The sequence below is a fragment of the Geodermatophilus sp. URMC 64 genome (assembly GCF_053502555.1).
On record NZ_CP199955.1, the window covers coordinates 3,665,726 to 3,678,227 of the forward strand.

11 protein-coding genes are annotated in these 12,502 nt (G+C 73.8%); 8 read left to right on the forward strand and 3 right to left on the reverse strand.

What is annotated here, in order from left to right; translation table 11 throughout:
• Nucleotides 1-94: 94 nt before the first annotated feature.
• Complete coding sequence (locus ACWIYF_RS17860; protein ID WP_448624169.1) at nt 95-514, reverse strand: hypothetical protein; 420 nt, start codon at nt 512-514, stop codon at nt 95-97.
• A gap of 207 nt (nt 515-721) precedes the next feature.
• Here ACWIYF_RS17860 and aceB point away from each other — a divergent pair, with 207 nt between their 5' ends.
• From aceB to ACWIYF_RS17895, 7 genes are all read left to right on the forward strand, one after another.
• A complete protein-coding gene (gene aceB, locus ACWIYF_RS17865; RefSeq protein WP_448624170.1) occupies nt 722-2,305 on the forward strand; it encodes a malate synthase A in 1,584 nt (527 codons plus the stop codon).
• A 13-nt stretch (nt 2,306-2,318) separates the two neighbouring features.
• Nucleotides 2,319-3,845, forward strand: a complete 1,527-nt coding sequence (locus tag ACWIYF_RS17870; RefSeq protein ID WP_448624171.1) for an FAD-linked oxidase C-terminal domain-containing protein — start codon at nt 2,319-2,321, stop codon at nt 3,843-3,845.
• A complete protein-coding gene (locus tag ACWIYF_RS17875; RefSeq protein WP_448624172.1) occupies nt 3,845-5,101 on the forward strand; it encodes an FAD-binding oxidoreductase in 1,257 nt (418 codons plus the stop codon). Before ACWIYF_RS17870 ends, ACWIYF_RS17875 begins: the two co-directional genes overlap by 1 nt.
• Nucleotides 5,101-6,483, forward strand: coding sequence for a (Fe-S)-binding protein (locus ACWIYF_RS17880; protein ID WP_448624173.1), 1,383 nt, complete (start codon nt 5,101-5,103; stop codon nt 6,481-6,483). The genes ACWIYF_RS17875 and ACWIYF_RS17880 overlap by 1 nt, the downstream gene beginning before the upstream one ends.
• A gap of 162 nt (nt 6,484-6,645) precedes the next feature.
• Nucleotides 6,646-7,605, forward strand: coding sequence for a hypothetical protein (locus tag ACWIYF_RS17885; RefSeq protein ID WP_448624174.1), 960 nt, complete (start codon nt 6,646-6,648; stop codon nt 7,603-7,605).
• Nucleotides 7,605-9,401, forward strand: a complete 1,797-nt coding sequence (locus ACWIYF_RS17890) for a fumarate reductase/succinate dehydrogenase flavoprotein subunit (RefSeq protein ID WP_448624175.1) — start codon at nt 7,605-7,607, stop codon at nt 9,399-9,401. The genes ACWIYF_RS17885 and ACWIYF_RS17890 overlap by 1 nt, the downstream gene beginning before the upstream one ends.
• Nucleotides 9,398-10,153 (forward strand): succinate dehydrogenase/fumarate reductase iron-sulfur subunit, encoded by a 756-nt coding sequence (locus ACWIYF_RS17895; protein ID WP_448624176.1) that lies wholly within the window; start codon nt 9,398-9,400, stop codon nt 10,151-10,153. The genes ACWIYF_RS17890 and ACWIYF_RS17895 overlap by 4 nt, the downstream gene beginning before the upstream one ends.
• 29 nt (nt 10,154-10,182) lie before the next feature.
• On the opposite strand, the gene ACWIYF_RS17900 is transcribed toward ACWIYF_RS17895, so the two are convergent.
• Together ACWIYF_RS17900 and ACWIYF_RS17905 are read right to left on the reverse strand one after the other, a co-directional pair.
• On the reverse strand, nt 10,183-11,184 hold the full coding sequence (locus tag ACWIYF_RS17900; protein ID WP_448624177.1) for a patatin-like phospholipase family protein: 1,002 nt from the start codon (nt 11,182-11,184) through the stop codon (nt 10,183-10,185).
• Entirely contained in the window at nt 11,181-11,402 is a 222-nt protein-coding gene (locus tag ACWIYF_RS17905; protein WP_448624178.1) for a hypothetical protein, read from the reverse strand. Before ACWIYF_RS17905 ends, ACWIYF_RS17900 begins: the two co-directional genes overlap by 4 nt.
• A 52-nt stretch (nt 11,403-11,454) precedes the next feature.
• Between ACWIYF_RS17905 and ACWIYF_RS17910 the strand changes: the two genes are divergently transcribed.
• The gene (locus tag ACWIYF_RS17910) at nt 11,455-12,324 is read left to right on the forward strand and encodes an alpha/beta fold hydrolase (RefSeq protein WP_448624179.1); all 870 of its coding nucleotides are present in this window, start codon (nt 11,455-11,457) and stop codon (nt 12,322-12,324) included.
• Nucleotides 12,325-12,502: the final 178 nt, after the last annotated feature.

Genomic DNA, 12,502 nt, shown 5'->3' on the forward strand with positions numbered 1-12,502 from the left:
AGCTTTCCCGTCCTCTCCTCGTGCGCTGCCGCGGACCCTACGCGGCAGCGGCGGCGGGTCGACGCCCCGCCCGGACAGGGCGTCGACCGTTCGCTCAGGCGCCGCCGGTGTCGTCCGGGGCGCCCCCGTGACCACCCGGACCGCCGGAGTCGGTGCCGGTCACGGCGAAGTCCTCGCCGACGAGGACGATCAGGTGCTCGCCGTCGGCGGTGACGATGTGCGACTCGTACACGCCGCCGGAGTCGGTCTCGGTGCGCTCGATCGTCGCGCCGGGGTACTCGGCGAGCACCGCCTCCTCCACCTGCGTCCTGGTGTCCCCGGTCAGCAACTGCTCGTCGCTGCGCTGCGGTTGCGACGGGTCGACGGCCGACTGGCTCGTCGAGCCCTGGGTCGTCGTGGTGCCCTCGTCCGCGCTCGCGCTCAGCGTGCCGGCCAGGATCCCGCCCGCGACGACGCCGCCGGCCACGAGACCGGCCGCACCGCCCCAGCGACGCCACTTCTTCGTGTTCCCCATGTCCGCCCTTCCACTCGGTGGGGCCCGGCCTTCCCGGGCCCCGCGAGCGACGGTCCGGCCCGTTCCTGTGCCTCCGCCCTGCCGGCGCTGACGGGTCCGTGTGCAGACGCGGCCGCAGCGGTTGACGTGCCGCGCTCCCCGCAGCAGCGTGTCCCGTGGGAGGACCTCCGCGGTTCCCCCGACCCGTGCGCCCGAGGAGGAGACCCCGTGGACGTCCCTGCCGGCATCGAGATCACCGCGCCCGTCCTCGACCGCTTCGACGAGGTGCTCACCCCGACGGCGCTGGAGCTGATCGGGTTGCTGAACCGCGAGCTGGGCGAGCGACGGCACGAGCTGCTGCGCGCGCGGGCCGACCGCATGGCGGAGCTGGCGGCCGGCGGCACGCTCGACTTCCGCGCCGACACGGCACACGTCCGCGACGACGACTCCTGGCGGGTGGCCGACCCCGCCCCCGGCCTGGTGGACCGGCGGGTGGAGATGACCGGCCCCACCGACCGGAAGATGACCATCAACGCGCTCAACAGCGGCGCCAAGGTGTGGCTGGCCGACCACGAGGACGCCAACACGCCGCTGTGGGAGAACGTCGTCGGCGGGCAGCTCAACCTGCTCGACGCGATCAACCGGACGATCGACTTCACCAGCGCCGAGGGCAAGCAGTACACGCTCAAGCCGGACGAGGAGCTGGCGACCATCGTCGTCCGCCCCCGCGGCTGGCACCTGCCGGAGAAGCACATCCTGGTGGACGGGAAGCAGACCTCCGGCAGCCTCGTCGACTTCGCGCTGTACCTGGCCACGGCGGGACGGCGGCAGCTGGAGAAGGGCCTGGGCCCGTACTTCTACCTGCCGAAGATGGAGTCGCACCTCGAGGCGCGGCTGTGGAACGACGCGTTCAACCTGGCGCAGGACTTCCTCGGCATCCCGCGCGGCACGATCCGGGCCACGGTGCTCATCGAGACCTACCCGGCCGCCTTCGAGATGGAGGAGATCCTCTACGAGCTGCGCGAGCACTCCGCCGGGCTCAACGCCGGCCGCTGGGACTACATGTTCAGCGTCATCAAGTGCTTCCGGACCCGCGGCAAGGAGTTCCTCCTCCCCGACCGCAACTCGGTGACCATGACCGTGCCGTTCATGCGCGCCTACACCGAGCTGCTCGTGCGCACCTGCCACAAGCGCGGCGCGCACGCCATCGGCGGCATGGCCGCCTTCATCCCGTCCAAGGACCCGGAGGTCAACGAGCAGGCCAACGCGCGCGTCAGGGCCGACAAGGAGCGGGAGGCCGGCGACGGCTTCGACGGCAGCTGGGTCGCCCACCCCGGCATGGTCGAGCTGTGCAAGGAGGTGTTCACCGCCGTCCTCGGCGACCGGCCCAACCAGATCGACAAGAAGCGCGAGGACGTGCACGTCACCGCCGAGCAGCTGCTCGACGTCGCCTCCACCCCGGGGCAGGTCACCGAGGCCGGGTTGCGCAACAACGTCAGCGTCGGCATCCAGTACCTGCACACCTGGCTCAAGGGGTCCGGCGCCGTCGGGATCAACAACCTGATGGAGGACGCCGCCACCGCGGAGATCTCCCGCTCGCAGGTCTGGCAGTGGCTGCACAACGACGTCACGCTCGACACCGGCGAGCAGGTGACCCGCGAGCTGGTCGACCGGATCGTCGCCGAGGAGCTGGCGAAGCTGCCCGGTGACCCGGAGGACTACGCGGCCGCCCGGGACACGTTCCTCGAGGTCGCCGTCGCCGACCACTACGAGGACTTCCTCACCCTGCCCGCCTACGAGCGGATGCCCTGAGAGGCGAACGGCCATGGTGTCGCTCAAGCTGAAGAAGCCGGCGAGGACGACCGACGCGGACGGGCCGGCACCCGACACCCCGCTGGGCCGGGTCGCGGAGCGGCTGCGCGCGGCACTGCCGGACGCCGCGGAGCAGCTGATCACCGACCGGCAGCGGCTGCGCACCTACGAGTGCGACGGGCTGGCCCACTACAAGGTGGTGCCCGGCGTCGTCGTGCTCGCCCGCTCGGTCGACGACGTCGTCGCCGCCACGCGGGCCTGCGCCGCCGAGGGCGTGCCGTTCGTCGCCCGCGGCTCGGGCACCGGCCTGTCCGGCGGGGCGCTGCCGCACGCGGACGGCGTCCTCGTCGTCCTCGCGCAGATGCGCGCGGTGCTGGAGATCGACGTCGAGGCCCAGCGCGCCGTCGTCCAGCCGGGCGTGGTGAACCTGCAGCTCACCCGGCTGACCACCCCCGATGGCTACTACTTCGCGCCGGACCCGAGCAGCCAGCAGGTCTGCTCGATCGGCGGCAACGTGGCGGAGAACTCCGGCGGCGCGCACTGCCTGAAGTACGGGTTCACCACCAACCACGTCACCGGGCTGGAGCTGGTCACCGCCGACGGCGACGTCGTCGAGCTCGGCGGCAAGGCCCCCGACCCGCCGGGCTACGACCTGCTGGGCGCGCTGGTCGGCTCGGAGGGCACGCTCGCCGTGGCCACCAAGGTGACCGTGCGGCTGACCCGGCTGCCCCAGGAGGTGAAGACGCTGCTGGCGGCGTTCCGGTCCACCGACGAGGCGGGCGCGGCCACCAGCGCGATCATCGGCGCCGGCATCGTGCCCGCCGCGATCGAGATGATGGACGCCCTCGCCATCGAGGCCGCCGAGGAGGCCGTGCACTGCGGCTACCCCCGCGACGCCGGCGCCGTCCTCGTCGTCGAGCTCGACGGCCCGGCCGCCGACGTCGAGCACGAGTTCGACGCGGTGCTGCGCCTGTGCCGCGAGAACGGCGCGACCGACGTCCGGGTCGCGGCCGACGACGCCGAGCGGGCGCTGATCTGGAAGGGCCGCAAGTCGGCGTTCGCCGCGGTGGGGCGGATCAGCCCCGACTACATCGTCCAGGACGGCGTGATCCCGCGGACGGCGCTGCCGCGGGTGCTGCGCGCGATCGGCGAGGTCGCCGCCGACAAGGGCGTCCGGGTGGCCAACGTCTTCCACGCCGGTGACGGCAACCTGCACCCGCTGGTGCTCTTCGACGACGCCGTCGAGGGCGAGGCCGAGCGGGCCGAGGAGGTCAGCGGCGCGATCCTCGACCTCTGCATCACCTCGGGCGGGTCGATCACCGGCGAGCACGGCGTCGGCTCGGACAAGGCGAAGTACATGCCGAAGATGTTCAGCGAGGCCGACCTCGACACGATGCAGCTGCTGCGCTGCGCGTTCGACCCGGCGGGCCTGGCCAACCCGGGCAAGGTCTTCCCCACCCCGCGGCTGTGCGGCGAGCGGCCGGGGCGGCGCACCGGTCCGCACCCGCTGCAGGAGGCGGGCCTGGCGGAGGTCTTCTGATGACCGCCGCCACGGTCGACCTGTCCCTCCTGCAGCGGGCGCTGGCCGGGGACGGCGAGCTGCGCGAGGCCGGCCCCGACGACCTGGTCGACGGCGTGGCGCCCGTCGCCGTCGCCCGGCCGACGTCGGTCGACGCGGTGAGCGCGCTGCTGCGCGAGGCGTCCCGGGCGGGACTGGTGACCGTGGCCCGCGGCGGCGGCACCGCGCTGGACTGGGGCGCGCCGCCGGAGCGGGTCGACGTCGTCCTCGACACCACGGGCCTGGACCGCGTCGTCGAGCACGGGGCCGGCGACCTGGTCGTGGTGGCCCAGGCGGGGCTGCCGCTCGCCCGGCTCGCCGAGGAGCTCGCCGGCGCGGGGCAGGAGCTGGTGGCCGACGTGCCGCGGGAGCGGCTCGAGGGCGGGTCGACGGTCGGCGGCGCGCTGGCCACGGCCCCGTCCGGTCCGCGGCGGCTCTCCCGCGGCGCGCTGCGCGACCTCGTGCTGGGCACCACCGTCGTCCGGGCCGAGGGCGTGGTCGCGAGCTCCGGCGGCAAGGTCGTGAAGAACGTGGCCGGCTACGACCTCGGCAAGCTGATGACCGGGTCCTACGGGACCCTTGCCGTCGTCGTGCAGGCGGCCTTCCGGCTGCACCCGCTCCCGGCAGCGCGCGCCTTCGTGGTCGGGCGGACCGGGCTGCGGGAGGCCGCGGAGGCCGCGCGCGCGGTCGTCCGCTCGCAGCTCGCCCCGGCGGCGGTGGAGCTCGACCGGCCGGCCGGGTCGGACACGGCGAGCGTCGCAATCCTGCTGGAGGGCGTGCCCGCCGCGGTGCTGGCCCGCGAGGAGGCGGCGGCCGCCCTGCTCGGCGGCGCCCCGGCGGAGGAGCCGGCCTGGTGGGGCCGGCTGCCGGCCGGTCCGGACGACGTCCTGCTCAAGGTCACCGCGACGCTGCCCGGCGTCGCCGCCGTCCTCGAGGCCGCCCGCGCCGCCGAGCAGGCGCACGGCGTGCCGATCGCCGTCCGCGGCTCGGCCGGCGGGGTGCTGTGGGCCGCCGTGTCGGGGTCCCCGGAGGCGGTGGCCGCCGTGGTGGCCGACCTGCGCCGCGCCGCGCCCTCGCCCGCCGACGGCACGGTCACCGTGCTGCGCGCCCCGCGCGAGGTCCGGGCGGCCGTCGACGTGTGGGGCCCCGTGCCGGGCCTGGAGCTCATGCGCCGGGTCAAGGACCAGTTCGACCCGGGACGGCTGCTGGCCCCCGGCCGGTTCGTGGGAGGGATCTGATGACGGTCGAGGCCACCCGCGGCGCCTCCGGCGAGCGGGGACCGACCCCCGGGCGCAGCGCGCTGCCCGACCTGCTCGCCGAGAGCGCCTTCGACGCCGACCACCCGCCGTCGCGGGAGCTGGTCAACGACTGCGTGCACTGCGGCTTCTGCCTGCCGTCGTGCCCCACGTACACGCTGTGGGGCGACGAGATGGACTCTCCCCGCGGCCGGATCTACCTGATGAAGGAGGGCCTGGACGGCGAGCCGATGACGCAGTCGATCGTGCAGCACATCGACCAGTGCCTCGGCTGCATGGCCTGCGTCAGCGCCTGCCCCTCGGGCGTGCAGTACGACAAGCTCGTCGAGGCCACCCGCGCCCAGGTCGAGCGGCGCGGACGGCAGTTCCGCAGCGTGTGGCAGCGGCTGCTGCGCACGCTGATCTTCGCGCTGTTCCCGCACCCCGGCCGGCTGCGGCTGCTGCGCCTGCCGCTCGCCCTCTACCAGCGGTCCGGGCTCTCCCGGCTGGTCCGGCGCACCGGCGTGCTGGACCGCCTCTCCCCCACGCTGGCCACCATGGAGGCGGTCGCGCCGCCGATCGGCCGCCGCGAGCCGATCCCCGAGCGGACGCCGGCCACCGGCCCCACGCGGATGGTCGTCGGCATGCTCACCGGCTGCGTGCAGCGCGAGTTCTTCCCCGGGGTGAACGCGGCGACCGTGCGGGTCCTCGCCGCGGAGGGCTGCGAGGTCGTCGTCCCCCCGGCGCAGGGCTGCTGCGGCGCGCTGTCGGTGCACAACGGGCGGGCCGAGGAGGGCCGCCGGTTCGCCCGCGCCCTGGTCGACGCGTTCACCGACGCCGGCGTGGAGCGGATCGTCGTCAACGCCGCCGGCTGCGGCTCGACGATGAAGGAGTACGCCGAGCTGCTGGAGGACGACCCGCACTACGCCGAGCGGGCGCGGGAGTTCGCCGGCAAGGTCCGCGACGTCACCGAGCTGCTGGTCGAGCTCGGCCCGGTCGCCGAGCGGCACCCGCTGCCGGTCACCATCGCCTACCACGACGCCTGCCACCTCGCGCACGCCCAGCGGGTGCGGTCGCAGCCGCGGGAGCTGCTGCGCGCCGTCCCGGGGCTGCAGCTGCGGGAGATCGCCGAGGGCGACCTGTGCTGCGGCTCCGCGGGCGTGTGGAACCTGCTGCACCCCGAGCCGGCCCGCGCGCTCGGCGACCGCAAGGCCGCCAACGTGGCGGCCACCGGCGCGCCGCTGCTGGTCACGGCCAACCCCGGCTGCCTGATGCAGGTCACCGACGCCCTGCGCCGCGCCGGCACCGGCATCGCGACCGCGCACACCGTCGAGGTGCTCGACGCCTCGATCCGGGGCGCCGGCCCCGACACGCTGCTGTCCTGAACCGCGCGCCGTCACCCCCTTTTCACGACGCGCGGTCCGTGGTCGACTGCGCATCGTCGCCGATGACGGCGACGCCGGGAGCGGCCTGGGGGCAGCGATGTCACTGGAGCAGGAGCAAGACGACGGCAACCGCGACGGGGTCGCGACGACCCGCACGCCGTCGTGACCACCACCGCGCCCCGGGGCACGAAGCCCGACCGCTCCCCCAGCCGCCGATGGCCGATCGTCGCCGCCGCGTCGGTCGTCGCCTTCGTCGGGCTGCTCGGACGACGACGGCGCACCGGCCAGGAGCTGCCGCAGGCGCCGCTGCGCGTCCCCCGGCGGGGCGCTGCCCGGCGGCCCATCTGGTCGGCGGCCACGGCCCGGGCGAGCATCGCGGCCCGCACGCTGCGCACCGACCGCTGGTGGGTGCAGCCGGCGATCACCGTCGCCGTCCTGCTGGCCTTCGTGGTCTACGCGACGTTCCGGGCGTTCCAGAACGCGTACTACTTCTCCGAGCCCTACATCTCGCCGTTCTACTCGCCGTGCCTGTCCAGCCGGTGCGAGGGCGACACCTTCCCGGAGCTGTTCACCGGGCCGACGTGGATCTCGCCGGCGATCTACATCCTGATCTTCCCGCTGGGCATCCGGCTGACCTGCTACTACTACCGCAAGGCGTACTACCGGTCGTTCTGGCTCTCGCCGCCGGCGTGCGCCGTGGCCGAGCCGCACAAGAAGTACACCGGTGAGACGCGCTTCCCGCTGATCTTCCAGAACGTGCACCGGTACTTCCTGTACGCGGCCCTGATCATCAACGTGATCCTGTTCTACGACGCCGTCCTCGCCTTCCGCGACGAGACCGGCGAGTGGGGGCACATGGGTCTGGGCACGCTGGTCCTGCTCGCGAATGCGGTGCTGCTGGCCCTGTACTCGCTGTCCTGCCACTCCTGCCGGCACATCGTCGGCGGCCGGCTCAACTCCTTCTCCCGGCACCCGATGCGCTACCGGTTCTGGACGTTCGTGTCGAAGCTCAACGCCCGGCACATGCAGTACGCCTGGATCTCGATGTTCGGCGTCGCGCTCGCCGACCTGTACGTCTTCCTACTGGCCGCCGACGTGATCTCGGACGTGAGGTTCTTCTGATGGAGCTCGAGGAGCACGCCTACGACGTCGTCGTCGTCGGTGCCGGCGGCGCGGGCCTGCGGGCGGCGATCGCCGCGCACGAGGCCGGCGCCCGCACGGCGGTGGTCTGCAAGTCCCTGCTCGGCAAGGCGCACACGGTCATGGCCGAGGGCGGCATCGCCGCGGCGATGGGCAACCTCTACCCCGAGGACAACTGGCGGGTCCATTTCCGCGACACCATGCGCGGCGGGAAGATGCTCAACCACTGGCGCATGGCGCAGCTGCACGCGCAGGAGGCGCCGGACCGGGTCCGCGAGCTGGAGGACTGGGGCGCGCTGTTCGACCGCACCGGCGACGGCCTGATCAGCCAGCGCGACTTCGGTGGGCACCGCTACGCCCGGCTGGCGCACGTCGGCGACCGCACCGGCCTGGAGCTGATCCGCACGCTGCAGCAGCGCACGGTCGCGCTCGGCATCGACGTGTTCATGGAGTGCACGGTCACCCGGCTGCTCACCGACGGGGACGGCATCGCCGGGGCGTTCGGCTACTGGCGGGAGTCGGGGCGGTTCGTCGCGTGGCAGGCGCCGTCGGTGGTGCTGGCCACCGGCGGGATCGGCAAGGCCTACAAGGTCACCTCGAACTCGTGGGAGTACACCGGCGACGGGCACTCCCTGGCGCTGCAGGCCGGGGCGTCGCTGGTGAACATGGAGTTCGTCCAGTTCCACCCGACCGGCATGGTCTGGCCGCCGTCGGTGCGCGGGATCCTCGTGACCGAGAGCGTCCGCGGGGACGGCGGGGTGCTGAAGAACTCGGCCGGCAACCGGTTCATGTTCGACTACATCCCCGACTTCTTCCGCAAGGAGACCGCGGAGACCGAGGAGGAGGCCGACCGCTGGTACACGGACAAGAAGAACAACCGGCGGCCGCCCGAGCTGCTGCCGCGTGACGAGGTCGCCCGGGCGATCAACAGCGAGGTCAAGGCCGGCCGCGGCTCGCCGCACGGCGGCGTCTTCCTCGACATCGCCTCGCGCCGGGACGCCGAGTACATCCGCAAGCGGCTGCCGTCGATGTACCACCAGTTCAAGGAGCTGGCCGACGTCGACATCACCCGTGAGGCGATGGAGGTCGGGCCGACCTGCCACTACGTGATGGGCGGGGTCGAGGTGGACCCCGACACCGAGGCCGCGCGGGTGCCCGGGCTCTACGCGGCGGGCGAGGTGGCCGGCGGCATGCACGGGTCCAACCGGCTCGGCGGCAACTCGCTGTCGGACCTGCTGGTGTTCGGCAAGCGGGCCGGCGTCGCCGCGGCCGGGCACGCCCGCGCGCGGGCCGGCCGGACCGCCGTCTCCGACGACGCGCTCGCCGACGCCGCCCGCGCCGCGCTGGCGCCGTTCGAGCGGGAGGGCGGCGAGAACCCCTACGCCGTCCAGCACGACCTGCAGCAGACGATGCACGACCTGGTCGGCATCATCCGCACCGAGACGGAGATGAAGAGCGCGCTGGACCGCATCGCCGAGCTCAAGCAGCGGGTGGCCAACCTCTCCGTCGAGGGCCACCGGCAGTACAACCCCGGCTGGCACCTGGCGCTGGACCTGCCGCACATGCTCGCCGTCAGCGAGTGCATCGCCCGCGCCGCGCTGGAGCGGCAGGAGAGCCGCGGCGGGCACACCCGCGACGACTTCCCCGCCGCCGACGCGGAGTGGGCGAGGACCAACCTGATCTGCACCCGCGGTCCCCACGGCGCGGTCGAGGTGCGGCGACAACCGCTGCCGCAGATGCCGTCCGACCTCGCCGAGATCTTCGAGGAGCAGGCATGAGTTACGACGCCCGGTTCCGGGTGTGGCGGGGGGACGCCGCCGGCGGCGACCTGCAGGACTTCACCGTGCAGGTCAACGAGGGCGAGGTGGTCCTCGACATCATCCACCGGCTGCAGGCCACGCAGGCCGGCGATCTCGCCGTCCGCTGGAACTGCAAGGCCGGCAAGTGCGGCTCCTGCAGCGCCGAGATCAACGGCCGGCCGCGGCTGATGTGCCTGACCCGGATGAGCACGTTCGCCGAGGACGAGGTCGTGACGGTGACGCCGCTGCGGACGTTCCCGATCATCCGCGACCTGGTCACCGACGTCTCCTACAACTACGCCAAGGCCGCGCAGATCCCGGCGTTCAGCCCCCAGCCGCGCGACGCCGACGGCAACCACCGGATGGCGCAGGTCGACGTCGAGCGCTCGCAGGAGTTCCGCAAGTGCATCGAGTGCTTCCTCTGCCAGGACACCTGCCACGTCATCCGCGACCACGAGGACAACAAGAAGGTCTTCTCCGGGCCGCGGTTCCTCATCCGGCTGGCCGAGCTCGACATGCACCCGCTGGACACGACCGACCGCCGGCAGGCGGCGCAGGAGGACTTCGGCCTCGGCTACTGCAACATCACCAAGTGCTGCACCGAGGTCTGCCCCGAGGGCATCCACCTCACCGACAACGGGATCATCCCGCTCAAGGAGCGCGTGGTGGACCGCAAGTTCGACCCGCTGACCTGGCTGGGCTCCAAGATCGGTCGTCGTCCCCGCGACTGAGGTCGTGCCCATGCTGCGGGCGGCGGGGATCAGGCGCCCTCGGAGCGGCGGTCGGTCGCGAGGCGGAGCAGATCGGCGGCGTCAGCGGCGGCCGCCCGGGCGCCCGCCGCGAAGAAGGACTGCTGGAGCACCTCGTCGAGGCGGTGCCGGGACATCATGTCGTTGCCGATGGCCTCCTGCTCCGCCGCGCCGGGGGTGAAGACCAGCGTCCGCACGCCTGCCTCCTCGAGGGCGCGTACCTCCCGCCGGAGCAGTCGCGCGGAGTGCCGCCGGGTGACCGCGTAGAGGTCCGGGCGCAGTCCCGCCGGGCCGCTCATGGGCGAGACGATGATCGCGAGGTCCAGCCCGCTACCGCGGAGCACCGCCGCGTTCGTCGGGGAGTGGATGCCGCCGTCGACGTAGCTGTGCCCGGCGATCGAGACCGGCGCGAAGTAGCCGGGCACCGCGCACGACGCCGCGACGGCGAGGTGCAGCGGCGCCGGCGGCGCGCCCGGACGGCCGAAGACGACCCGGCGGGAGTCGCGCCGCCGCACCGCGGTGATCCACAGCTGATCGGGCCACGCGGCGGTCTCCAGCTCACGCAGCGCGGCCAGCTGCTCGACGATGTCGTGGCGCCCCGGGGCCAGCAGCGCCAGCCCGGCAGCCAGCGGGCGGAACCGCCACGGGCGGGTCACCGCGCGGTGGATCATGTGCCATCCCGGCAGCCGCGCCGGCCGGCGCAGCAGCTCCAGCGGGCGGAACGGGGCCAGCTCGGGGAGGTCCGCGGCGGCCACCTGGTGCAGGACGGCGTCCTCGCTGGACAACGGCGCCTTCACCGTCCAGGCGGCGAGGTCCTCCGGTGAGACGCCGAGCCGCAGCAGGGTGCCGGTGATCGAGCCGGCCGAGGTGCCGACGATCAGGTCGGCGCTGCGGGCGTCGAAGCCGAAGTCGTGCTGCAGGACCGCCAGGACCCCCGAGTGGTACGCCTGACCGACCACGCCGCCGCCACCGAGGACGAGGCCGACGCGCGCCCCGCGGCCCACGGCGTTCACCCGCCCCGCTGCCCGGCGGCCCGCCGCTCGGCGCCGGTCTCCCCCGCGTGGCCGACGTCCTGCCCGGCGGCACGGCCGACGAACTCCTCGGACTCGCCGGCGCCGGTGGTGCTCGCGGCGTCCGGCTGGTCGCTCCGGCCGCCACCGGTCGCGCGCGACAGCGCCTGAGCGTCGTCGCGGTCGACGTCGTCCTCACCCGGTCGCGGATCAGGCTCCATGCCGGGGCAGTACCCGGGTCCGCGACCGCTCGCACGCCGCTACGGTGGCGCGATGCCGCCCACCGAGCTCAGCGTGCCCTCCGCCGACGGGATCTCGATCACGGCCTACCGCTGGGACCCGCGGGGAGCGCCGCGCGGGATCGTGCAGCTCACCCACGGCATGGGGGAGCACCTGCTGCGCTACGAGCCGCTGGCCGAGGAGCTGACCGGAGCCGGGTTCGTGGTCGTCGGCCAGGACCACCGCGGCCACGGCGCCACCGCCCGGGACGGCGCCTGGGGCGTGCTGGGCGAGGGCGGCTGGGACGAGCTGGTGCGCGACATCGGCCGGCTGAGCGACCAGGTCCGCGGTGAGCTGCCGGGCCTGCCCCTGGTCCTGCTCGGCCACAGCATGGGCTCCTTCGCCGCCCAGCAGCACGTCCTCGACCACAGCGACGAGTACGCCGGGCTGGTGCTCACCGGGACGGCGCTGCTCGACCTGCTCGAGCCCGCACTCGACCTCGACCGGCCGCTGGACCTGTCGGCGTTCAACGCGCCGTTCGAGCACCGCACCGGCTACGAGTGGCTCTCCCGCGACGCGGCGCAGGTCGACGCGTACGTCGCCGACCCGCGGTGCGGCTTCGGCCTGGCCGACGTCGACGGCAAGCAGATGTTCGCCTCCGCGCGGCAGCTGGCCGACCCCGCGCGGCTGGCCGGGGTGCGCAAGGACCTGCCGGTCTACATCGCCGTGGGCGACCAGGACCCGGTGAACGGGCAGCTGGCCCTCGTCCGGCCGCTGGTGCAGCGGCTCGAGGAGGCCGGCCTCACCGACGTCTCGCTGGTCGTCTACCCCGGCGCCCGGCACGAGGTGTTCAACGAGACCAACCGCGACGAGGTCGTCGCCGACCTGCTCCGCTGGCTCGACCGGGTCGTTCCCCGGGGCTAGTGCCGTGGCTGCGAACCTTCGCCCTGGTGCCGCGGATCAGTCCCGCGGCTGTCGCGGGTCTCGGCGGGCAAACGATGTGCGGACACGGCGCATCCTGCAACGAGAAGGCGCCGGAACCGCGCACTGCTACCGGTCACCGAGCCGGCGTGGACGGAGTGCCGCTGCTTTTCGGATGTGC

Excerpts from the sequence above, each read along its gene's own strand:
- ACWIYF_RS17860 (WP_448624169.1), bottom strand. The coding sequence starts at position 514 with ATGGGGAACACGAAGAAGTGGCGTCGCTGGGGCGGTGCGGCCGGTCTC.
- ACWIYF_RS17905 (WP_448624178.1), bottom strand. The coding sequence starts at position 11,402 with ATGGAGCCTGATCCGCGACCGGGTGAGGACGACGTCGACCGCGACGAC.
- ACWIYF_RS17890 (WP_448624175.1), top strand. The coding sequence starts at position 7,605 with ATGGAGCTCGAGGAGCACGCCTACGACGTCGTCGTCGTCGGTGCCGGC.
- ACWIYF_RS17910 (WP_448624179.1), top strand. The coding sequence starts at position 11,455 with ATGCCGCCCACCGAGCTCAGCGTGCCCTCCGCCGACGGGATCTCGATC.
- ACWIYF_RS17895 (WP_448624176.1), top strand. The coding sequence starts at position 9,398 with ATGAGTTACGACGCCCGGTTCCGGGTGTGGCGGGGGGACGCCGCCGGC.
- ACWIYF_RS17880 (WP_448624173.1), top strand. The coding sequence starts at position 5,101 with ATGACGGTCGAGGCCACCCGCGGCGCCTCCGGCGAGCGGGGACCGACC.
- ACWIYF_RS17870 (WP_448624171.1), top strand. The coding sequence starts at position 2,319 with ATGGTGTCGCTCAAGCTGAAGAAGCCGGCGAGGACGACCGACGCGGAC.
- ACWIYF_RS17875 (WP_448624172.1), top strand. The coding sequence starts at position 3,845 with ATGACCGCCGCCACGGTCGACCTGTCCCTCCTGCAGCGGGCGCTGGCC.